The sequence below is a fragment of the Aeromonas sp. MR19 genome (assembly GCF_963899305.1).
Lineage (GTDB): Bacteria > Pseudomonadota > Gammaproteobacteria > Enterobacterales > Aeromonadaceae > Aeromonas > Aeromonas bestiarum.
On record NZ_CAWQWZ010000012.1, the window covers coordinates 38,482 to 59,991 of the forward strand.

Annotated in this window: 18 protein-coding genes; 11 read left to right on the forward strand and 7 right to left on the reverse strand. The window is 60.6% G+C overall.

Translation table 11 applies throughout. The annotated features are described in order from the left end of the window. Window positions 1-462: 462 nt before the first annotated feature. From carB to dapB, 3 genes are all read right to left on the reverse strand, one after another. The gene (gene carB, locus AACQ95_RS11770; protein WP_017412104.1) at window positions 463-3,687 is read right to left on the reverse strand and encodes a carbamoyl-phosphate synthase large subunit; all 3,225 of its coding nucleotides are present in this window, start codon (window positions 3,685-3,687) and stop codon (window positions 463-465) included. 16 nt (window positions 3,688-3,703) lie between these two features. Then, on the reverse strand, window positions 3,704-4,840 hold the full coding sequence (gene carA / locus AACQ95_RS11775) for a glutamine-hydrolyzing carbamoyl-phosphate synthase small subunit (RefSeq protein WP_043556537.1): 1,137 nt from the start codon (window positions 4,838-4,840) through the stop codon (window positions 3,704-3,706). A gap of 673 nt (window positions 4,841-5,513) precedes the next feature. After that, entirely contained in the window at window positions 5,514-6,326 is an 813-nt protein-coding gene (gene dapB / locus AACQ95_RS11780; RefSeq protein ID WP_043139237.1) for a 4-hydroxy-tetrahydrodipicolinate reductase, read from the reverse strand. A gap of 247 nt (window positions 6,327-6,573) precedes the next feature. Between dapB and AACQ95_RS11785 the strand changes: the two genes are divergently transcribed. From AACQ95_RS11785 to serA, 5 genes are all read left to right on the forward strand, one after another. Further along, window positions 6,574-7,542 (forward strand): alpha/beta hydrolase, encoded by a 969-nt coding sequence (locus AACQ95_RS11785; RefSeq protein WP_241280954.1) that lies wholly within the window; start codon window positions 6,574-6,576, stop codon window positions 7,540-7,542. 417 nt (window positions 7,543-7,959) lie between these two features. Beyond that, a complete protein-coding gene (locus AACQ95_RS11790; protein ID WP_241280955.1) occupies window positions 7,960-9,294 on the forward strand; it encodes a Na+/H+ antiporter NhaC family protein in 1,335 nt (444 codons plus the stop codon). Between the two features lie 156 nt (window positions 9,295-9,450). Next, entirely contained in the window at window positions 9,451-10,050 is a 600-nt protein-coding gene (locus AACQ95_RS11795; RefSeq protein WP_098983661.1) for a 5-formyltetrahydrofolate cyclo-ligase, read from the forward strand. 240 nt (window positions 10,051-10,290) lie between these two features. Next, window positions 10,291-10,944, forward strand: a complete 654-nt coding sequence (gene rpiA, locus AACQ95_RS11800; RefSeq protein WP_241280958.1) for a ribose-5-phosphate isomerase RpiA — start codon at window positions 10,291-10,293, stop codon at window positions 10,942-10,944. 208 nt (window positions 10,945-11,152) lie between these two features. Next, window positions 11,153-12,385 carry a phosphoglycerate dehydrogenase gene (gene serA / locus AACQ95_RS11805; RefSeq protein ID WP_043139225.1) on the forward strand — a complete coding sequence of 411 codons (1,233 nt, stop codon included), beginning with the start codon at window positions 11,153-11,155 and terminating at the stop codon, window positions 12,383-12,385. A 253-nt stretch (window positions 12,386-12,638) separates the two neighbouring features. Here the strand turns inward: serA and AACQ95_RS11810 are convergent, their stop codons facing one another. Continuing rightward, window positions 12,639-13,019, reverse strand: a complete 381-nt coding sequence (locus AACQ95_RS11810) for a diacylglycerol kinase (protein ID WP_043139224.1) — start codon at window positions 13,017-13,019, stop codon at window positions 12,639-12,641. A gap of 153 nt (window positions 13,020-13,172) precedes the next feature. Here AACQ95_RS11810 and AACQ95_RS11815 point away from each other — a divergent pair, with 153 nt between their 5' ends. Beyond that, the gene (locus AACQ95_RS11815; RefSeq protein ID WP_241280960.1) at window positions 13,173-14,237 is read left to right on the forward strand and encodes a 3-deoxy-7-phosphoheptulonate synthase; all 1,065 of its coding nucleotides are present in this window, start codon (window positions 13,173-13,175) and stop codon (window positions 14,235-14,237) included. 10 nt (window positions 14,238-14,247) lie between these two features. After that, entirely contained in the window at window positions 14,248-14,709 is a 462-nt protein-coding gene (aac(6'), locus tag AACQ95_RS11820; protein WP_241280961.1) for an aminoglycoside 6'-N-acetyltransferase, read from the forward strand. 22 nt (window positions 14,710-14,731) lie between these two features. Here the strand turns inward: aac(6') and AACQ95_RS11825 are convergent, their stop codons facing one another. From AACQ95_RS11825 to AACQ95_RS11835, 3 genes are all read right to left on the reverse strand, one after another. Further along, window positions 14,732-15,541 carry an ATP-binding cassette domain-containing protein gene (locus AACQ95_RS11825; RefSeq protein WP_241280962.1) on the reverse strand — a complete coding sequence of 270 codons (810 nt, stop codon included), beginning with the start codon at window positions 15,539-15,541 and terminating at the stop codon, window positions 14,732-14,734. A gap of 59 nt (window positions 15,542-15,600) precedes the next feature. Beyond that, window positions 15,601-16,608, reverse strand: a complete 1,008-nt coding sequence (gene btuC, locus AACQ95_RS11830) for a vitamin B12 ABC transporter permease BtuC (RefSeq protein WP_098983659.1) — start codon at window positions 16,606-16,608, stop codon at window positions 15,601-15,603. A gap of 103 nt (window positions 16,609-16,711) precedes the next feature. Beyond that, entirely contained in the window at window positions 16,712-17,443 is a 732-nt protein-coding gene (locus AACQ95_RS11835; RefSeq protein WP_043556548.1) for a substrate-binding periplasmic protein, read from the reverse strand. 113 nt (window positions 17,444-17,556) lie between these two features. On the opposite strand from AACQ95_RS11835, the gene AACQ95_RS11840 reads away from it, so the two are divergent. The 4 genes from AACQ95_RS11840 to AACQ95_RS11855 all read left to right on the forward strand — a co-directional run bounded on the left by AACQ95_RS11840 (window position 17,557) and on the right by AACQ95_RS11855 (window position 21,276). Beyond that, window positions 17,557-17,913 carry a DMT family protein gene (locus AACQ95_RS11840; protein WP_043139210.1) on the forward strand — a complete coding sequence of 119 codons (357 nt, stop codon included), beginning with the start codon at window positions 17,557-17,559 and terminating at the stop codon, window positions 17,911-17,913. A gap of 59 nt (window positions 17,914-17,972) precedes the next feature. After that, entirely contained in the window at window positions 17,973-19,112 is a 1,140-nt protein-coding gene (tapW, locus tag AACQ95_RS11845) for a type IVa pilus ATPase TapW (RefSeq protein ID WP_043139208.1), read from the forward strand. 273 nt (window positions 19,113-19,385) lie between these two features. Continuing rightward, window positions 19,386-20,657 (forward strand): glucose-1-phosphate adenylyltransferase, encoded by a 1,272-nt coding sequence (glgC, locus tag AACQ95_RS11850; RefSeq protein ID WP_043139205.1) that lies wholly within the window; start codon window positions 19,386-19,388, stop codon window positions 20,655-20,657. A gap of 139 nt (window positions 20,658-20,796) precedes the next feature. Continuing rightward, a complete protein-coding gene (locus tag AACQ95_RS11855; RefSeq protein WP_241280963.1) occupies window positions 20,797-21,276 on the forward strand; it encodes a WbuC family cupin fold metalloprotein in 480 nt (159 codons plus the stop codon). The last annotated feature ends 234 nt before the right edge of the window (window positions 21,277-21,510 follow it).

Sequence of the window (21,510 nt, forward strand, 5' to 3'; positions counted from 1 at the left end):
GTAAGGAGGGGGAAGCAGGCTGGCGCGGTAACGCTGGCCCTGACGGTTGCGCGGGTGGTAACCCCACAACCGGTTTCCTGTGGCCCCTCTGGGTAAAAGGGGACGGCCTTCGCTGCCGGATAAGCAACTGGCCCTGATCCTCGCACCCCGCTGTTGCGGGCGCAGACGACCTTATGTGATGAGAAACCAGTATATAGAGGCGGCTCGGGTGAGTGATTGCAAAGATTGCGAATAAAAGCCACCAAGGCGCAATCATTGTCACCTTTACGCCACTAAAAGGGATGATATCGCCTACTCTTGACCCTATTCCCTCTCCCCTGCGCACCTCACTCCCATGACAGAGGCTGGCCGGATCCGCAAAAAAACAGAAACCCCGCCATCGCTGGCGGGGTTTTTCAGGGTTCGCAAGTGTTGTGCAAAAAAGAAGGAGAGAAAGACTCCCCTGCCCTTGTTACGCAATGCTTAGCGGTTTTTCACCTTCTGGTGCAGCTCCTGCACCGAGTTCACGTTGGCGGTGGCATCCATGCTGATGGCCATGCAGGTGGCAAACGCCTCATTCATGGTGGTGGTATAAGCCACCTTGTGCTGCAAGGCGGCGCGGCGCAGCTGCTTGGAGTCCTGGATCGCCACTCGCCCTTCGGCGGTGTTGACGATGTAGGTGTACTCGCCGTTCTTGATGCGGTCGAGAATGTGCGGACGCCCTTCGTGCACCTTGTTGACCAGGCGCGGGTTGATGCTCGCTTCACCCAGCGCCACTGCGGTGCCGTGAGTAGCATCCAGCTCGTAGCCCAGCTCCAGCAGCTTGGCGGCCAAATCGACCACCAGCGCCTTGTCGCTGTGACGCACCGACAAGAGCGCGCGGCCCTCTTTCGGCACCGCATGGCTGGCACCCAGCTGGGCCTTGGCATAGGCCTCGGCAAAGCTGCTGCCTACCCCCATTACTTCACCGGTAGAGCGCATCTCTGGCCCCAGCAGCGGGTCAACCCCAGGGAACTTGGCGAACGGCAGTACCACCTCTTTCACCGAGTAGTAAGGCGGGATGATTTCGGTGGTAAAGCCCTGATCTTTCAGGCTCTGACCGGCCATGACGCGGGCGGCAATCTTGGCCAGCGGCGCACCGGTCGCCTTGGAGACGAAGGGCACGGTACGGGCGGCACGCGGGTTCACTTCGATGAGGTAGATGTCATCGCCCTTGACCGCAAACTGCACGTTCATCAGGCCGACCACACCGAGTTCCAGCGCCAATTTCCGCACCTGCTCGCGGATCTCGTCCTGAATTTTCTTGGACAAGGTATAAGGTGGCAGGGAGCAGCCGGAGTCACCGGAGTGGATACCGGCCTGCTCTATATGCTCCATGATGCCGCCGATGACCACGTCCACGCCGTCGCAGATGGCATCCACATCCAGCTCGGTAGCGTCATCGAGGAAGCGGTCCAGCAGCACCGGCGATTCGTTGGAAACGCTCACCGCCTCGGCGAAGTAGCGACGCAGGTCGGTCTCGTCATAGACGATCTCCATGGCGCGGCCACCCAGCACGTAGGAGGGGCGCACCACCAGCGGGTAGGTGATCCGCTCGGCGGTCAGCACTGCCTGCTCCAACGCGGTGACTGTGCCGTTTTCCGGCTGCTTGAGGCCGAGGCGCTCGACGGCGGACTGGAAGCGCTCGCGGTCTTCGGCGCGGTCGATGGCATCCGGGCTGGTACCGATGATCGGCACGCCGTTCGCTTCCAATGCCCGTGCAAGCTTGAGCGGGGTCTGGCCGCCGTACTGGACGATGACGCCCTTGGGCTTCTCGATGCGCACGATTTCCAGCACGTCTTCCAGGGTCACCGGCTCGAAGTAGAGGCGATCCGAGGTGTCGTAATCGGTGGAGACGGTCTCCGGGTTGCAGTTGACCATGATGGTCTCGTAACCGTCTTCGCGCAGGGCCAGTGCCGCATGGACGCAGCAGTAGTCAAACTCGATGCCCTGACCGATACGGTTCGGGCCACCGCCGATGATCATGATCTTGTCACGATTGGTCGGGTTGGCCTCGCACTCTTCGTCATAGCTCGAATACATGTAGGCGGTGTTGGTGGCGAACTCGGCCGCGCAGGTATCGACCCGCTTGTAGATCGGGAAGATGTTGTGGCGGGCACGCAGTTTGCGCACCTCGCCCTCGGCCACGCCGAGGATCTTGGCCAGGCGCGCGTCGGCGAAGCCTTTGCGCTTCAAGGCGCGCAGGAAGTCGGCATCGAGACCGGCCATGCCGCGCTCTTTCACCTGCTCTTCCAGCTTGATGAGATCTTCTATCTGCACCAGGAACCAGGGGTCAATCTTGGTCAACTTGAAGATGCCGTCCATGGAGAGACCGGCGCGGAACGCATCGGCTATGTACCAAATCCGGTCGCAGCCAGCATCCTGCAGCTCGTGGCGGATGCGGGTCAATGAGTCAGGGGCATTGAGGTCAACCATGGGGTCGAAGCCGGTCTTGCCGGTCTCGAGGCTGCGCAGCGCCTTGTGCAGGGACTCCTGGAAGTTGCGGCCAATCGCCATCACTTCACCGACCGATTTCATCTGGGTGGTGAGACGGTCGTTGGCACCGGCAAATTTTTCGAAGTTGAAGCGCGGCACCTTGGTGACCACGTAGTCGATGGCCGGCTCGAAGGAGGCCGGAGTACGACCGCCTGTGATGTCGTTCATCAGCTCGTCCAGGGTGTAACCGATGGCGAGCTTGGCGGCGATCTTGGCGATGGGGAAACCGGTCGCCTTGGAGGCCAGCGCGGAGGAGCGGGACACCCGCGGGTTCATTTCGATGATGACCATGCGGCCATCTTTCGGGTTGATGCCGAACTGGACGTTGGAGCCGCCGGTTTCGACCCCGATCTCGCGCAGTATCGCCATGGAGGCGTTGCGCATGATCTGGAACTCCTTGTCGGTCAGCGTCTGGGCTGGCGCGACCGTGATGGAGTCACCGGTGTGTATGCCCATGGGGTCGAAGTTTTCGATGGTGCAGACGATGATGCAGTTGTCGTTGCGATCCCGCACCACTTCCATCTCGTACTCTTTCCAGCCGATCAGCGACTCATCGATGAGCAGCTCCTTGGTCGGCGACAAGTCCAGACCGCGCTCGCAGATCTCAACGAACTCTTCGGTGTTGTAGGCGATGCCACCGCCTGAGCCGCCCATGGTAAAGGAGGGACGAATGATGCAGGGGAAACCAACCATCTGCTGCACGCCCCACGCCTCTTCCATGTTGTGGGCGATGCCGGCGCGCGGGCACTCGAGGCCAATGCTCTTCATGGCGATGTCGAAGCGGCGGCGATCTTCGGCCTTGTCGATGGCATCGGCAGTGGCGCCTATCATCTCCACACCGAACTCGGCCAGCACGCCGTGTTTTTCCAGATCCAGCGCGCAGTTCAGCGCAGTCTGGCCACCCATGGTGGGCAGCACCGCATCCGGGCGCTCCTTCTTGATGATCTCGCGCACCACTTCCCAGGTGATGGGCTCTATGTAGGTGGCATCCGCCATCTCGGGGTCCGTCATTATGGTGGCCGGGTTGGAGTTCACCAGGATGACGCGGTATCCCTCCTCGCGCAGGGCCTTGCAGGCCTGGGCGCCGGAGTAGTCAAATTCGCAGGCCTGACCGATGACGATGGGGCCGGCGCCGAGGATCAGGATGCTCTGTAGGTCGTTACGTTTTGGCATGGCTTCTCTTTTCCTCTTAAGCGCGATACTGCTTGATCAATTCAATAAAGTGGTCGAACAGACCGGCACAGTCGTGCGGGCCCGGGCTCGCCTCGGGGTGACCCTGGAAGCTGAAGGCCGGACGGTCGGTGCGGTGGATGCCTTGCAGAGAACCGTCAAACAGGGAGACGTGGGTGGCGCGCAGGCAAGCCGGCAGGTTGTGCTCATCGACCGCGAAACCGTGGTTCTGGGCGGTGATCATGACGGTATTGTCATCGAGACTCTTCACCGGGTGGTTGGCACCGTGGTGGCCGAACTTCATCTTCATCGTCTTGGCACCCGAGGCCAGACCCAGCAGCTGGTGACCCAGGCAGATACCGAACACAGGGGTGTTGGTATTGAGGAAGGCCTTGATGGCCTCGATGGCGTAGTCGCAGGGCTCGGGGTCACCCGGGCCATTGGAGAGGAAGATGCCATCGGGGTTCATCGCCAGCACCTCGGCGGCCGGGGTCTTGGCCGGCACCACTGTCAGGCGGCAGCCACGGTCCACCAGCATGCGCAGAATGTTGCGTTTGACGCCAAAGTCGTAGGCCACCACGTGGTATTTGAGTTCATCGGCCGCCGGGGTGACATGCCCCTTGCCGAGCTGCCAGCTGCCTTCGGTCCAGGCGTAGGCTTCTGACACAGTCACTTCCTTGGCCAAGTCCATTCCCTTGAGACCGGGGAAGGCGCGCGCCTGTTCGAGGGCATATGCCTCATCGACTTGCTTGCCCGCCAGGATGCAACCGGCCTGAGCGCCTTTCTCGCGCAGGATGCGGGTCAGTTTGCGGGTGTCGATGTCGGCGATGCCAACTATGTTGTGAGACTTGAGGTAATCGGAGAGGGATTGCTGATTGCGGAAATTGGAGGCAAGTATCGGAAGGTCCCGGATGATCAATCCCTGAGCGTGGATTTGACTGGACTCTTCATCTTCGCTGTTGGTGCCGGTGTTGCCTATATGGGGGTAAGTGAGGGTGACTATCTGACGGGAATAAGAGGGATCGGTGAGGATTTCCTGATAGCCCGTCATCGACGTATTGAAAACCACTTCACCAACGGAACATCCCTCGGCGCCTATCGACACGCCTTTGAACACAGTTCCATCTTCCAGCACTAGCAATGCAGTGTGATTCAAGACAACCTCCAGTTATTTAGCTTTAAATTCAGCAATTTACCTGGGTGTTGCGGGTCCGGACGCTGTTTGAAACAGGGCTCAAACCCGGCAGATTTCTGGCAAATTGGGCGCATTCTACTTAAAAACGATCGCATTTCAACGTCTTTTCTCGTTTTAAATGCATCTAAATTCAATAAACAAGCAACATTACCCATTATCTATGCACTCAATCGCTTTGCAACCCCCGCCGTCAAAAGAAAAGCCAAAACCCGATACAAAAGAGATGCCCCATGCCGCGCAACTCACAAAAATAGACATTTAAACCTTAAAAAACAACAAATTAAAATTTACAAATAAAATTCATAAAGGCTTAAACGAGACTTTTATTGACAGATGAGTGCCAACTAAAAATAGAAAACGTTTTTCTCGTTTTGAATTTTTAGTCTTTTTCATGTCATGTAAAAAAATGAGGGTACAGGGGGCATTGAGGCTCAATCCCGTTACCCTTTGATGACATTTGAGCAATGGCTGGATGGGATGAATTGAACAAAGAAGAGGTTTAGGCCATTTCACATAAAAAACAGGGTGTAATCGCCATTTATACAAAAAGATATGAAAAACCCCGGCGAACCGGGGTTTGGCAACACTGTCAGGAGTGGGCTCATTGCGGCCCGCCTGCCGCCAACTTGGCCGCTCACTTGAGGTCGAGCACATCCTGCATGTCGTAGAGACCGGCACTCTGGCGGCCAAGCCATTTGCCGGCCCGCACGGCGCCATTGGCGAAGGTGAGGCGGCTGGATGCCTTGTGGCTGATCTCCACCCGCTCGCCGATGTCGGCAAACATGACGGTGTGCTCCCCCACCAGATCGCCGGCGCGAATGGTGGCAAAACCGATGGTGTTGCGATCCCGCTCGCCTGTGATCCCCTCGCGGCCGTAGACGGCGCACTCTTTCAGGTCGCGTCCGAGCGTCCTGGCCACCACTTCCCCCATGGAGAGCGCAGTGCCGGACGGTGCATCCACCTTGTGGCGATGATGCCCTTCGATGATCTCGATGTCGGTGTAATCCCCCATTACCTTGGCGGCCTGCTCCAGCAGCTTGAACACCAGGTTGACCCCGACCGAGTAGTTGGAGGCGAAGACGATGCCGATCTGCTTGCCGGCCTCTTTCAGGGCGGCCTTGCCTGCATCATCAAAGCCGGTGGTGCCGATCACCATCTGCTTCTGATGAGCCAGCGCAAACGCCAGGTTGGCCAGGGTCACCTCGGGACGGGTGAAGTCGATGATGAGATCAAACTCATCGCGCACCTTGTCCAGGCTGTCGCTGATGCTCACCCCAAGCTTGCCCAACCCGTTAAGCTCACCGGCATCCAGGCCTATCACGGCAGAGCCGGGCCGCTCCAGCGCCGCCCCGACCACCACGCCCTCGGCGTTGGTGATGGCTTCCAGCAGCACCTTGCCCATACGACCATTACAGCCCATCACGGCCACACGGATCGGATTATCCATCTCCACCCTCTCATCTGTTTATTATGGAAAGAGACCGTTTTACCAGCCCGCGCCCCCTTTGAAAAGCCGTGAGACACCCTCTTCGGTTCGGGCTCGACAGTGAACCGCTCAAAATGGCTGATGCACAGGCTTGCCACTTCTCCTCGCAGACTGACGGTTTGGAGTTTGCTAGATACAGCGCCATATGATAGATTTCCGCCAACCAAAAAGACCCAGTCGACACCTTTTTTCACCAGGAGATAAACATATGGATGCGGGATTGCTGTGCGTACTGGGCCTGATGTTGCTCGGCCTTATCGCGCTTGTGGCTGCGCTGCGGTTTGGCGGGCCGAGCCCTGCACCAGCGATGGCCAGCATCAACAACCCTTTCAAAGGGAATGACTGGAGCGGCATGCCGCCCCTCTCAAGGTACCCGGCGCGTGACGGCAAGCAGTTGGCCTACCGGCAATATGGTGCAACGGGCGATAAGCTCAGGGGCAGCGTGGTGCTGGTTCACGGCTCTTCTGCCAGCAGCCAGAGCATGCACAAGATGGCAAATGCCTTCTCACAAGCGGGATTCGATGCCTACGCCCTCGATATTCGCGGCCATGGTGAATCTGGCAGCAAAGGCACCATTGCCTACATCGGTCAGCTCGAAGACGACCTGGAAGATTTCATTAAGGCGGTGGCCCCCAGCAAACCAGCCACTCTCATCGGCTTCTCGTCAGGGGGTGGCTTCGTGCTGCGCGTTGCCGGCAGTTCGCGACAAACCCTGTTCGATAATTATCTACTCCTCTCCCCCTATCTTGGCCCCACGGCCGCCAACTACCGGCCCAACAGCGGGGGTTGGGTGCGCGTCGGCCTTCCTCGCCTGATCGCATTGAGCATCCTCAACGGGCTGCATGTCTCTGCACTGAACCATCTGACTGTGCTTAACTTTGCGCTCAATGAAGAAGCGAAAACTCTTCTGACCCCCTCCTACTCATTCAACCTCGCCTCGAACTTCCAGCCAGAGCGCGACTACCAGCAGAATTTGCGCAATGTAAAACGCCCCTGCGCCGTGATTGCTGGCACCGATGACGAGGCATTTAAAACCGACCAACTGGAACCCGAGTTAAGAGCGCTGGGCATTCAATGGCCCCTCACCCTGGTGCCAGATATAGGCCACATTCCCCTGACCCTCGATAAACGCGCCCTGGCTGCAGCCGTTCAGGCTGTAGAGAAAATGACGCAGTAACAGCGCCACCCTGACCGAATATCAACACCGCCTTGTGCCCTGCGGATGCCAGTACGGCTTTCGTCATGCTCGGTATGGCGGCATTGATGCCCTAATCCCACACGCAAAGCGCCCGGATATCCAGTACCACCAAATTCTCCGTCAGCCACACTCCATGTCTGTGAAAAACACACAGAAAACCCAGGGCACAACACGGAACAATTAACAGAGTTTATTAATTTTTCCGAATATACTTTTGATATTTTTACAGATACAGAATTGAAAGATAAAAACACCTATCCATCTGGACGTCTATCTTGACCGAATGGCCCCGACTCACTACTGTAGGCGCCCCATAGCGGCAGGATGCCCGCCAGGTTCACCCCCATATCAGGGCTGGCTGCGACAGGGAGGTCATGTTCAACCACAGAGGAACACATGATCCAGACCCAACCCAGTGCCATAGCCCTGCTGCCTCTTCTGGTCTTTCTCGCTCTCTTTATCGGTACCGGCACCTGGCTCACCCTGCAGGGGGTCGAGTTCGCCTTCTACCAGCTGCCCGCCCCCGTGGCCGCCCTGCCCGCCGTCATGCTGGCGCTGATGCTGGGGAAAGAGGGGTTCAACAAGAACCTGGAGACCTTCTTCAAGGGGGTCGGTGACAGCAACATAATGGCGATGTGCCTCATCTACCTGCTGGCGGGCGCCTTTGCCACCGTGGCCAAGGCCACCGGCGGGGTGGATGCCACCGTCGCCATGGGTCTGTCGCTGATCCCGGGCTGGTTCCTGCTGCCGGGGCTGTTCCTCATCTCTGCCTTTATTGCCACCGCCATGGGCACCTCCATGGGCACGATCGGTGCCGTGGCCCCCGTGGCCCTCGGCGTGGCACAGGCCGCCGGCATAGATCCGGTACTGATGGCCGGCACCATTCTCTCCGGCGCCATGTTCGGCGACAACCTCTCCATCATCTCCGACACCACAATCGCCGCGACCCGCAGCCAGGGCTGCGAGATGAAGGACAAGTTTCGCGAGAACTTCAAGATTGCCGCCCCTGCCGCCATCGGGGTGATCCTGCTCTATCTGACCCTGGGATCCGTAGGGGAGGCCCCCGCCACGACAGCCCATGCGGATCTGTTCAAGGTGATGCCCTACCTGCTGATCCTAGTGCTGGCCCTGTCCGGCATGAACGTCTTCATGGTGCTGGGCATTGGCATACTGGCCGCCGGCGCCGTGGGCATGGTCAGCGATTATCCGCTGGGCCAGTTCAGCAAGGACATCTATCAGGGCTTTACCGGCATGCAGGAGATCTTCCTGCTCTCCATGCTGATCGGCGGTCTCGGCGCCCTGATGGAGCGCCAGGGCGGGCTGGCCTGGATCAGCGAGCGGATCAGCGCCCTGATCGCCCGCTTCACCCGCCAGCACGATGGCGAACAGAACGAGAAGGCGGCCGAGCTCGGCATCGCCGGCGTGGTGGGGCTGACCAACCTCTGTACCGCCAACAATACGGTGGCCATTATCGTCGCCAGCAAGGTAGCACGGGAGCTGGCGGAGCATCATGGCGTCACCCCGCGCCGCGCCGCCTCCATGCTGGATATCTTCTCCTGCGTGGTGCAGGGCCTCATCCCCTGGGGCGCCCAGGCGCTGCTGCTGGGCTCCATCTTCGCCCTCTCCCCGCTGGCGGTGGTGAGCATGAGCTTCTATCCCATGGCCCTGGCGCTGGCGGCGCTGGTGGCTGTGTTCGTCAAGCATCAGATGGGCAAGACTGCTGACAAGTAACCCAATCCACTGCCGGATGGGGCATTGAGTCCTGTCCGGCGGCCCATTCAAGCAGGGCTGGTCACGCTGTTCATCCCCCGCCAGCCTTGTTAAGGTAACCCCAGCCCGTTGCGGCAACCCATCTGCACCACACGGGTGCACACCAGAGGAGCCCCCATGCCGGATGATACCCAGCCTGAAAGACAATCCCTGCGCCAGCTCATCCGCCAGCGCAGAAAGAGCCTGAGCCAGACCGAGCAGCAGGAAGCCGCCCAGCAGCTGGTTGCCCAGTTCAAGCAACATCCGGAGATACTGGCGGCCAGACGCATCGCCCTCTATCTGGCCAACGACGGCGAACTCAATCCCCTGCCCGCCATCCACTGGCTCTGGGCCCAGCAAAAGGAGGTCTACCTGCCGGTGCTGCACCCCTTCACCCCGGGTCATCTGCTCTTCTTGCGCTATACCGCCACCAGCCCCATGACCCGCAATCGCTACGGCATCGCCGAGCCTGAGCTGGACATGTCCCAGGTGGTGCCTCACAGCACGCTCGACCTTATTTGCACCCCGCTGGTGGCGTTCGATGCCGAGGGCAACCGGCTCGGCATGGGCGGCGGCTATTACGATCGCACCCTCGCCTGCTGGCATGAACACAGGCTGGGTCCCAAACCGCTGGGGCTCGCCCACGACTGCCAGCAGGTGGAGGCGGTACCGCAGGAGGAGTGGGACGTGCCGCTGCCGCAGATCATCACCCCCAGCCGCTGCTGGCAATTTCCATGACCATCAGGCAGTCGGCCCGCACTGACTGCCTGCTCCTCTCTGTCTTGGGCTTGGCCTGCTCCCTTTTGCGTGCGATACCGCCACTTTTGCACATGCCTCCGCCCCGTCCGGGCGACAGGGCTCAATAAACAGGCAAACGATTTACATCTTGGGGATTTTTGGGCCGGAACGTGAGCGCTGTGGTCGCCCTGAGGGGGATGCTTGGATATAATGCGCCCGCTTTTTCCCAAAGGATCCATCATGACTCAAGATGAAATGAAGAAGGCGGCCGGTTGGGCTGCGCTCAAGTACGTGGTTCCCGGCACCATAGTCGGGGTAGGCACAGGCTCTACCGTCAACCACTTCATCGACGCGCTGGCGACCATGAAGGACGAGATCAAGGGGGCCGTATCCAGCTCAGTGGCCTCCACCGAGCGCCTCAAGGGCCTTGGCATCCAGGTGTTTGACCTCAACGACATCGATGCCCTCTCCGTCTATGTGGATGGTGCCGACGAGATCAACGCGACCCGCGACATGATCAAGGGCGGTGGCGCCGCCCTGACCCGCGAGAAGATAGTCGCCGCCGTGGCCGACAAGTTCATCTGCATCATAGACAACACCAAAACCGTGGACGTGCTGGGTCAGTTCCCGCTGCCGGTGGAAGTGATCCCCATGGCCCGTGAATACGTGGCCCGCGAGATCAAGAAGCTGGGCGGCAATCCGGTCTGGCGTGAGGGTGTGGTCACCGACAACGGCAACATCATACTGGACGTCAAGGGGATGGCCATCGAAGATGCCAAAGGGCTGGAAGTGCAGCTCAACGCTATCGTCGGCGTGGTCACCAACGGCCTGTTCGCCCACCGCGGTGCTGACGTTGTGCTGATCGGCACGCCGGACGGCGTGGTTATCCAGTAATCCCCCCGCAATGAAAGACGGCGCCTGATGGCGCCGTTTTCATTTATCCCTCAATGAGTTGCAAACTGTGGTTTACAACTATCGTTGAAAACTTCAAAGAATTTGACTTTCGTCACAAATATTCCCTCTCCCAACCGTTTTTGTTACTTTACGGTTTTCTTCACACACCATATCTGCACTCATTCTTTGCATACATAGAGGGATCGTCATGACTGCCAAGTTTTCGCTGGACAAGGATAAGATCAAGGTGCTGCTGCTGGAGGGAGTCCATCCCAACACGGTGGAAACCTTTCGTGCCGCCGGTTACACCAGCGTGGAGTACCTCAAGACCTCCCTGTCGGAAGAGGATCTGATCGAACGCATTCGTGACGTGCATTTCGTGGGCCTGCGCTCCCGTACCCAGCTCACCGAGAAGGTGCTGGATGCCGCCGGCAAGCTGGTCGCCATCGGCTGCTTCTGCATCGGCACCAACCAGGTCGACCTCGATGCCGCCCACCTGCGTGGCATCCCTGTGTTCAACGCCCCCTTCTCCAACACCCGCTCGGTGGCCGAACTGGTGCTGGGCGAGATACTGCTGCTGCTGCGCGGCATCCCGGAGAAGAACGCCAAGTGCCATCGCGGCGTGTGGGAAAAACTGGCCAACCGCTCGGTCGAAGCCCGTGGCAAGAAGCTTGGCATCATAGGCTACGGCCACATCGGCACCCAGCTCGGCATCATAGCCGAGAGCATAGGTCTCAAGGTCTACTACTACGACATCGAGAACAAGCTCTCCTTGGGCAACGCCATCCAGGTGCCGAGCATGGTCGAGCTGCTCAACATGTCTGACATCATCAGCCTGCACGTCCCCGAAACCGCCTCCACCAAGGATCTGATCGGTGCCGAGCAGCTGCGCATGATGAAGCCGGGCGCCATCTTCATCAACGCCTCCCGCGGTACAGTGGTGGACATAGATGCGCTGGCCGACGTCATCAAGAGCGGCCACCTCTCGGGCGCCGCCATCGATGTCTTCCCGAGCGAGCCCAAGTCCAACGACGAGGAGTTCCTGACCCCGCTGCGCGGCCTGGACAACGTGCTCCTGACCCCGCACATAGGTGGCTCCACCCAGGAAGCCCAGGAGAACATAGGGTTGGAGGTGGCCAACAAGCTGGTCAAGTATTCCGACAACGGCTCCACCCTCTCCGCCGTCAACTTCCCGGAAGTCTCACTGCCGGGCCACAAGGGTTCCAGCCGCCTGCTGCACATTCACCGCAACCAGCCGGGCGTGATGAACCAGATCAACCAGATCTTCGCCGAAGAGGGGATCAACATCGCCGGTCAATACCTGCAGACCAGCAGCCATATCGGTTACGTGGTGATCGACGTGGAGACGGAGCACAGCGAGAAGGCCCTCGCCAAGCTCAAGGAGATCAACGGCACCATACGTGCCCGGATCCTGCACTGATGCCCTGAGCCCCGGCGCTCGGCCAGCAAAAAGCCCGTCATCTGACGGGCTTTTTTATGCCAATAAAGAAGCTTGCTCTCGCAAGCTACCACCAGCCCAGCTGGGTTATTCCCCACCGGGCTTTTCTTGGTACCGAAAACACTACCACCAGCCCAGCTGGGTTATGCCCCACCGGGATCTTCTTGGTACCGAAAGCACTACCACCAGCCCAGCTGGGTTATGCCCCACCGGGATCTTCTTGGTACCGAAAGCACTACCACCAGCCCAGCAGATTGCGTCCCACCAGAGCGCCCCACACCAGGGCGTTGAGGGCCAGCGCGATAAAGACGGCGGCAGAGCCGAGATCCTTGGCGCGGCCCGACAGCTCGTGATGCTCCGAGCCCACCCTGTCTACCACGGCCTCGATGGCGGAGTTGAGCACCTCGACGATCACCACCAGCCAGCTGATGACGATGAGCAGCAGGATCTGATTGAGGGAATCCCCGAGCCAGAAGGCCAGCGGCATCAACAGCAGGATCAGCACCAGCTCCTGCCTAAAGGCCGCCTCGTTGATCCAGGCTGACTTGAGCCCTTTCATGCTGTAACCGGTTGCGTTGATGATGCGGGTGACCCCGGTTGCCCCTGGCTTTGCCACGCTATCTACCTCATTTGGAATCGTTTTAGGGCTCACATCCTATCAGAGCCCCTCAAGGTTTCAATCAGGGGGTTTTTGCTTTATTTTATCCCCTTGCATTTTCGGCACGCCGTCGAGCAACAGCCCACGCCACCCACTCGAGAATTGAGTCGTATGTCCATTCACACCGATGAATTGCGCACCCGTCGCCTGGAGTCCCTGATCACTCCGAGCGAGCTCGCGCACGCCTTCCCTATCAACGACACCATTGCCCAGAATCTGCTGGATGCCCGCCGCGAAGTGGAAGCCATTCTGGCCGGTGAGGATCAGCGCCTGCTGGTCATCGTCGGTCCCTGCTCCATCCATGATCCGGCCGCCGCTCACGAGTACGCCCGCCGCCTCAACGTCCTGCGCGAGCAGTACAAAGAGAGCCTCTGCATCGTCATGCGCACCTACTTCGAGAAACCGCGCACCATAGTCGGCTGGAAGGGGCTCATCAATGATCCGCGCCTCGATGGCAGCTTCGACGTCAACGAAGGGCTGAAACTGGCCCGCAAGCTCTTGGTCGACATCAACGAGATCGGCATGCCCACCGCCACCGAGTTCCTCGACATGGTGACCGGCCAGTACATCAGCGATCTCATCACCTGGGGTGCCATAGGGGCACGCACCACCGAATCCCAGGTGCACCGCGAGATGGCCTCCGCCCTCTCCTGCCCGGTCGGCTTCAAGAACGGCACCGACGGCAACACCCGCATCGCCATCGATGCGGTGCGTGCCGCCCGTCACAGCCACATCTTCTACTCCCCGGACAAGGACGGCAAGATGACCATCTACCGCACCGCCGGCAACCCCTACGGCCACGTGATCCTGCGTGGCGGCCACAGGCCCAACTACGATACCGCCAGTGTCGACGAGGCGTGCGAGGCCCTGGCTGACGTGGGTCTGCCCGAGCGGCTGGTGGTGGATTTCAGCCACGGCAACAGCATGAAGGATCACCGTCGCCAGCTGCTGGTGGCCCAAGACATCTGCGATCAGCTGCGCCGCGGCCGCACCGGCATCGCCGGCATCATGGCCGAGAGCTTCCTGGTGGAAGGACGTCAGGACGTGGAGAACGGCTGCGCCGCCACCTTCGGCCAGAGCATCACGGATGCCTGCCTGTCGTGGAGCGACACCGAGACCCTGCTGGCCATGCTGGCAGAAGCCGCTCAGGCGCGTCTGCAACGCTGCGCGGTCTGAATCGGTGACAATGGCTCACACCGCCGTCTTTCAGATAGTGCCGCTGAGCCAGGCACAACTGGCGCAATGGGCAGCCCTGCGCCAGCAGCTGTGGCCCCATCATGACGCCTCTGCTCACCTGCAGGATGGTATCGACATGCTGGCCAATGCACGCCAGAGTGCCTTCCTTGCCCTCGATGAGCATGGACAAGCGGTGGGGTTTGCCGACGCTGCCCTGCGCCTGGATTACGTGAACGGCTGCGAGAGCAGCCCCGTGGTCTATCTCGAGGGGATTTATGTGCAGCCACAGCAACGCCGCCTGGGCGTGGCCCGGACCCTGATCTCCCATGTGGAGCGCTGGGGTATCGAGCATGGCTGTCATGAGCTCGCCTCCGATACCGCCATCGAGAACCTCGCCTCACAACAGATGCACCAGCAGCTGGGTTTCAGCGAAACCGAGCGGGTGGTTTTCTTCAAAAAGGCCCTTGGCTGACGCCAGGGGCCTTTCCTGTTAATCACAAGCTGGGCATAAACCAGACCCGGCCGGCCGCCTCGACGCGATCCGTCTTTATCTGGAACACCTGCTCCAGCAAGGCTTCGTCGATAAGCCCTGTTCCCCCCTCGCTCACCACCCGCCCCTGTTGCAGGCAGAGGATCCGATCCGCCCAGTCGATGGCCAGGTTGATGTCGTGGATGGCGAGCACCACCAGCAGTCCCTGTTGGGCCAGCGTCTTCAGCAGCCGCAACAACGCCAGCTGATGGTGCAGATCCAGCCCCGCCAGCGGTTCGTCCAGCAGCAGCACCCGGCCTGCCGGATTGAGGCTGGGCCACAGCTGCAGCAGGGTGCGGGCGATCAGCACCCGCTGCTGCTCCCCGCCGGAAAGTCGACTGAAATCGCGCGCCAGCAGCGTGCTCAGCTCCAGTGCATCACACAGGGCGTCGATGGCCTCGCTCTGGGCCTGCTTCACATCGCGCTGCGTGCCGGCCTCCACCCCGTCGTCCAGCCCTATGGCCAGCACCTGAAACACCGGAATATGAAACAGCTGGGGCTGGCGCTGGGGCAGCATGGCGCGGCGCCGGGCCAGCTCGGGCCAGCTCAGATCGCTGACCGCCTCCCCGCAGAGCCGCACCCTGCCCGTTGCGGGCAGAATGCCGGCCAGGGCGCCGAGCAGGGTGGATTTGCCGCTGCCGTTGGGACCGAGCAGGGCCACCAGCTGGCCCCCCTGCCAGCACAGATCGAGCGGGGCCAATCGCTCGGGGATGGCGAGGGCGTGCGCCTCGATCAGAGGAGCCGGTTCAAGCGCAGAGGGATCAGCGGGCAGCATAAGCACCTTGCCTCAGCAGCGGGTAGACAGCTTGTGCACGTTGGCATTCGGGCCGGTATTTATGCGGTGGCATGGGCATCTTGTCTCAACAGCAGGTAAATGAAGAGCGGCGCCCCCACGGAGGCGGTGATGACACCGATGGGCAGCTCGCCTGCACTCAAGGCCGAGCGCGCCACCAGATCGGCACCGAGCAGCAAGGCGCCGCCCCCCAGTGCCGAGGCGGGCAACAAAAAGCGCTGATCGCTGCCGCCACACAGGCGCAGCAGATGGGGCACCACCAGCCCGACGAAGCCGATGACACCGCACAGGGATACCGCCAGGCCGGTGAGCAGACAGACCGCCAGCACCAGCCGCACCCGCATCCTGTCCACGTCCAGTCCCATCAGGCGGGCCTGGGTCTCCCCCAGCAGCAGTTGCTGCAAGGCCTTGCCCTGCCAGCAGAGCCAGCCCAGGGTGAGCGGCAGCGCCAGCCACCACCAGCCGAGCTGCTGACTGCCGTAGGCGAGGCTGCCCATCATCCAGAACATGTATTCGCGCAGGGAGCCGTCGTCGGCAAAGTACATCAACCAGGTCATGGCCGCGTTGGTGAGGATGCCAATGGCCACCCCGAACAGCAGCAGGCGGGCATGGCCGAGCCGGGCCCGGCGTGCCAGCCGTATGAGCAGCATGGTCACCAGCAGGGCGCCACCGAAGGCCGCCAGCGACAGCCCCCAGCCCGGCAGATAGACGCCGAGGGATTTGGCCACCGCCATCGCCACCATGGCAGCAAGGCCAGCCCCGCTCGAGACGCCGAGCAGGCCGGGTTCGGCCACCGGATTGTGCAGCATCACCTGCAGCACGGCGCCGCCACAGGCGAGCGCGGCCCCGGCCAACAGGGCCAGCAGGGCGCGCGGCAGCCGCAGCTCCAGCAGGATGCGCTGCTCTAGCTCCCCCATGGGTTGCCAGGGCAGCAGCACGAATTCGCCCCAGGCGAGGGAGAAGAGAAACAGCGTGAGGGTCAGCAGCGCCAGGCCGAGCAACCAGCCCCGCTGCCAGCGGCGCTGGCGGGCGAGCAGAGAGAGATACACAGAGGATCCCCGAACGTGAACAAGGCCCGGCGCCGATGCGGGATTGAGCAGCCCGGCGCACAAGGATGAAAAACGCATGATAACAGCGTGTTACCACCCGAGGTCAAGGCTGGTAAGGCTTGGCCAGGGCCTGGATTTCGCCGCTGGCCACCAGCTCCTGCAGCGCCAGCGCCAACGGCTGTCTGAGCGCCTGATGGGGTGAGTGCTTGCTCATGCCCAGATAGAGCACCACTGGCTGGGGCGGCTGGTAGGCCGCCTTGATGAGGCCGGCCTCGTTGTGCAGGCTCAGGGCATAATCCACCTGGCAGTCTGTGCCTATCATCAGCGGCAGGTGGCCCCGCTGCACCATGCGCAGCAGCTGATCCTCGGTGGGCACGCCGTGCTTGTCGAGCCGGTTGTCGGTATCAAACGGTTCAAAATAGACGGAATTGAGCACATAACCCACCTTCTGCCCCCGCAGATCGGCGTAGGTGCGCAGGGTCGACACCGCCGCGGCCTTGCCATAAAACGCAGGCCGGCACTGGTAATAGGCCGGTTGCAGATAATCGATGAACTGTGCCCGCTCCGCCGTCATGGCCAGGCCTATCATGAGGTCGACCTGACCGGTCTGCATCTGCTTGAGCGCCCGTCCCCAGGGCACGCGTTTCACCTCGAACGGTATGCCGCTGCGGCGCTGCAGCCGTTGCAGAATGTCCATGTCCAGCCCCCGGAACTGACCGTCCGGTTGCGAGATCCGAAAGGGTGGCCAGACATCGGTGGCCACCGTCAGGGTCGGCGCCCCGTGCGCCAGGCAGGCAAACAGCAGACCAAGCACACCCCAGCTTGTCTTGCCCATCCCGTTGAACCTCGTGTTACCCCATCCTTGATGGGTTAAAAATACCCTGCTGCCCCACTTATGGAAACCCGTGGTTCAGAGATAAAATGCGATTGATTTTAAAGGAGAACCTAATGAACCCTATCATTACCAGTATCGGTCTGTTGGTGTGCAGCAACGTCTTCATGACCTTCGCCTGGTATGCCCATCTCAAGAGCATGAACCACAAACCCTGGATCATCGCCGCCCTGGTGAGCTGGGGCATAGCCCTGTTCGAATACCTGTTGCAGGTGCCCGCCAACCGCATCGGCCATACGGTACTCTCGGTCGGTCAGCTCAAGATATTGCAGGAGGTGATCACCCTGACTGTGTTCGTCCCCTTCTCGGTCTTCTATCTGAAAGAGGATCTGAAGTGGGATTACCTCTGGGCTGGCCTGTGCATCATGGGCGCTGTGTTTTTTGTGTTTCGCGAGAAACTTACCGGCGCCTGAGGCTGTACACTCTATGACATTCAATGTAATGGCATCTGCTTGATAGACGAGGCAAAACCATGGAATTGCGAGACATGCTACAGATCCTGGCCCAGCAGGACGGCTCCGACCTCTATCTGTCGACCGGCGCCCCCCCCTGCGCCAAGTTCAATGGCGGATTGCGTCCCCTGCTGGAGACGCCGCTCGAGCCGGGCGAGGTGGCGAAGATTGCCGCCGACATCATGGACGGCGAGCAGAAGCTGCAGTTCGAACGGGAGCTGGAGATGAACCTCGCCATCTCCTTGCCCCAGATAGGGCGCTTTCGGATCAACATCTTCAAGCAACGCAACGAAGTGTCCCTGGTGGCCCGCAACATCAAGACCGAGATCCCCCGCTTCGAGGATCTGAAACTGCCTCCCGTGCTGCTCGACACCATCATGGAGAAACGCGGCCTGGTGCTGTTCGTCGGGGGTACCGGCTCGGGCAAGTCCACCTCGCTGGCGGCTCTCATCGACCATCGCAACCGCAACAGCGGTGGCCACATCATCACCATAGAGGATCCGGTGGAGTTCGTTCATCGCCACCGCAAGAGCATCATCAACCAGCGTGAGGTGGGGGTGGATACCCGCAGCTTCCACGCAGCCCTGAAGAACACCCTGCGCCAGGCGCCGGACGTGATCCTCATCGGCGAAATTCGCGACCGCGAAACCATGGAGCATGCGCTGGCCTTCTCCGAAACCGGTCACCTCGCCATCTCCACCCTGCACGCCAACAACGCCAACCAGGCGCTGGATCGCATCATCAACTTCTTCCCGGAGGAGCGCCGCCCGCAGCTGCTCAACGATCTGGGCAACAACCTCAAGGCCTTTGTCTCCCAGCGGCTGGTCAAAACCACGGACGGCGGCCGCCGGGCGGCGGTGGAGATCATGCTGGGCACCCACACCATCCGCGACATGATCAAGCGCGGCGAATTTGGCGGCCTCAAGGAGGTGATGGAGAAGTCCAAGGCCCTCGGCATGGTCACCTTCGACAGCGCCCTGTTCGATCTGGTGGTGGAAGGAGTGATCGAGGAGGAAGAGGCGGTGAAAAATGCCGACTCGGCCAACAACCTGCGCCTCAAGATCAAGCTGTGGAAGGAGAAGGGCCAGATAGCCAGCAGCAGCGATGCCACGGGTTGGAGTCTGGAGCCCACCAAGGATGAGAAAGACGAACTCTTCTAGTGCGGGTCACCCCCTCCCCCATTAAACAGACACCCGCTTCGGCGGGTGTCTGTTTAAAAAAGTGCTGTTTATTCAATATCATCTTCGCCCTTTCAGCCCGCTGGCAACCTGACATCTGGTGAACTATCGCGCGGCCTGCGACAGTTTCTGTCACCACAAATGACAAAATCATCACTTCGCCCAAAAACCCTGTACGAAGTGTGACTGAAAGCACTTTCAAACCAGCTTCAAAGGAGGCACTATCAAGGGAATGTATCAATAAAGGGGTATTCAATGTTGTTACAACCTGCCAATACAGCAAAATCCAGACAGTTGCTGAACGAGACCATGGCCTTGGTTCTCGCAGGAGGGCGGGGCAGTCGCCTCAAGCAGTTGACGGACAACAGGGCGAAACCGGCAGTACATTTCGGCGGCAAGTTCCGCATCATCGACTTCGTACTCTCCAATTGCATCAACTCGGGGATCCGCCGGGTTGGCGTGGTCACCCAGTACAAGTCCCACAGCCTGCTGCGCCACCTGCAATCAGGCTGGTCATTCCTGCGTTACCAGATGAACGAGTTCATCGATTTGCTGCCAGCCCAGCAACGGGTGGACGAGGTCAACTGGTATCGCGGCACCGCCGATGCCGTCTATCAGAATCTGGACATCATTCGCGATCATGGCCCCAAGTACGTGGTGGTGCTGGCGGGGGATCACATCTACAAGATGGATTACGCCGCCATGCTGCTCGACCACGTCAACATGGGCGCCAAAGTCACTGTGGCCTGCATCGAGGTGCCGCGTACCGAGGCGAGCGCCTTTGGCGTGATGGCGGTGGATGAGGATCGCAAGATCAACGCCTTCGTCGAGAAGCCCGCCAATCCGCCGGCCATGCCGGGCAAGGCCGATACGGCGCTGGCCTCCATGGGGGTCTACATCTTCGAGGCCGAGTATCTCTACCAGTTGCTGGAAGAGGATCTGGCCAACCAGGATTCCCACCACGATTTCGGCATGGACGTGATCCCGCGGGTGGTCAAGGAGGGCACAGCCTACGCCCATCCGTTCAGCCTATCCTGCGTCGGCTGCTGCCCGCAAAAGCGCCCCTACTGGCGCGATGTGGGGACCGTGGATTCGTTCTGGGAAGCCAACATGGATCTCGCCTCTGTGACGCCAGAGCTCGACATCTATGATCAGGAGTGGCCCATCTGGACCAGCCAGAACATGACGCCCCCCGCCAAGTTCGTGCAGGACAGAAACGGCCAGCACGGCATGACCATCAACTCCATGTTCGCCGGCGGCACCATAGTCAGCGGCTCCTTCATAGTGAGCTCTGTGCTGTTCACCAATGTGCGGGTCGACTCCTTCTGTACCCTGGATCAGGCGGTGATCTTCCCCGGGGTCGAGATAGGGGCCGGCTGCCGGTTGCGCCGGGTCGTGGTCGACAAGGGCTGCAAACTGCCGGAAGGCCTGGTGGTGGGGGAAAACGCCTGCGAAGACGCCCGCCGCTTCCACCGCTCCGAGCAGGGCATAGTGCTGGTCACCAAGGAGATGCTGGCCAAGCTGTGAGCGCCAGCCTCTGATGCCAACAGGGAGCCCGCGCGGCTCCCTTTTTACATTTGCTTACCGCTCGCCCCTTGCCTGGCAGGCACGCGGGCATGCTACTCTGCCGACCCAAGCCTGCCTTCGTCTCATCATGGAACTGCATATGAAAAAACTGGATGTTGCCCGCCTTGCCAGCCTCGCCGACGAGGCCGCCCACTCCCCGCGCCAGCGCATGAACCACAATCTGCACGACGAGCTGGCCGACCCCATCCAGCGCCTCGCCATCGCCATGGAGCCGGAGACCTATATCCGCCCCCATCGCCACCTGCAGACCTGGGAGCTGCTCACCGCCCTGTGCGGGCGCTTCGTGGTGCTCAACTTCGACGACGAGGGCACCGTCATTGCCCGCGCCCTGCTGGGGGAAGAGACCTCGGTGCTGGAGACCCCGGTCGCCACCTGGCATGCGGTACTTTCCCTCGATCCTGGCGCCGTCATCTTCGAGGTGAAACACGGCCCCTATGCCCCCTTTCGGGAAGAGGACTTCGCCCCCTGGTCACCGGCCGTGGATGACATCGAGGGCCAGCAGGCCCTGATGGCCTGGTATCGCCACGCCGAGGTCGGTCAGCGCTGGCCGGGGCGCTGAGCCCCTCCTCCGCCAGGCAGCCCCATCGCTGCCAGCCATAAAAAAGACCCGCCAGTGGCGGGGCTTTTTTTTTTTACGAAATAAAAGGGGGAACGCGCCGGGTTAGCCCCTTTTTTCCCAACCTATCTTGCCCGGGGCGCACCACCCCCACCGGCTCTTTTTCAAAACTCCCCGCCCCCCCGACGCCACCCCATCTTCTATGCCCTCTTTTGCCTTTAAAAAAAAAAAACACGA

Excerpts from the sequence above, each read along its gene's own strand:
- carB (WP_017412104.1), bottom strand. The coding sequence starts at position 3,687 with ATGCCAAAACGTAACGACCTACAGAGCATCCTGATCCTCGGCGCCGGC.
- dapB (WP_043139237.1), bottom strand. The coding sequence starts at position 6,326 with ATGGATAATCCGATCCGTGTGGCCGTGATGGGCTGTAATGGTCGTATG.
- AACQ95_RS11785 (WP_241280954.1), top strand. The coding sequence starts at position 6,574 with ATGGATGCGGGATTGCTGTGCGTACTGGGCCTGATGTTGCTCGGCCTT.
- AACQ95_RS11790 (WP_241280955.1), top strand. The coding sequence starts at position 7,960 with ATGATCCAGACCCAACCCAGTGCCATAGCCCTGCTGCCTCTTCTGGTC.
- AACQ95_RS11795 (WP_098983661.1), top strand. The coding sequence starts at position 9,451 with ATGCCGGATGATACCCAGCCTGAAAGACAATCCCTGCGCCAGCTCATC.
- rpiA (WP_241280958.1), top strand. The coding sequence starts at position 10,291 with ATGACTCAAGATGAAATGAAGAAGGCGGCCGGTTGGGCTGCGCTCAAG.
- serA (WP_043139225.1), top strand. The coding sequence starts at position 11,153 with ATGACTGCCAAGTTTTCGCTGGACAAGGATAAGATCAAGGTGCTGCTG.
- AACQ95_RS11815 (WP_241280960.1), top strand. The coding sequence starts at position 13,173 with ATGTCCATTCACACCGATGAATTGCGCACCCGTCGCCTGGAGTCCCTG.
- AACQ95_RS11825 (WP_241280962.1), bottom strand. The coding sequence starts at position 15,541 with ATGCTGCCCGCTGATCCCTCTGCGCTTGAACCGGCTCCTCTGATCGAG.
- AACQ95_RS11835 (WP_043556548.1), bottom strand. The coding sequence starts at position 17,443 with ATGGGCAAGACAAGCTGGGGTGTGCTTGGTCTGCTGTTTGCCTGCCTG.
- AACQ95_RS11840 (WP_043139210.1), top strand. The coding sequence starts at position 17,557 with ATGAACCCTATCATTACCAGTATCGGTCTGTTGGTGTGCAGCAACGTC.
- tapW (WP_043139208.1), top strand. The coding sequence starts at position 17,973 with ATGGAATTGCGAGACATGCTACAGATCCTGGCCCAGCAGGACGGCTCC.
- glgC (WP_043139205.1), top strand. The coding sequence starts at position 19,386 with ATGTTGTTACAACCTGCCAATACAGCAAAATCCAGACAGTTGCTGAAC.
- AACQ95_RS11855 (WP_241280963.1), top strand. The coding sequence starts at position 20,797 with ATGAAAAAACTGGATGTTGCCCGCCTTGCCAGCCTCGCCGACGAGGCC.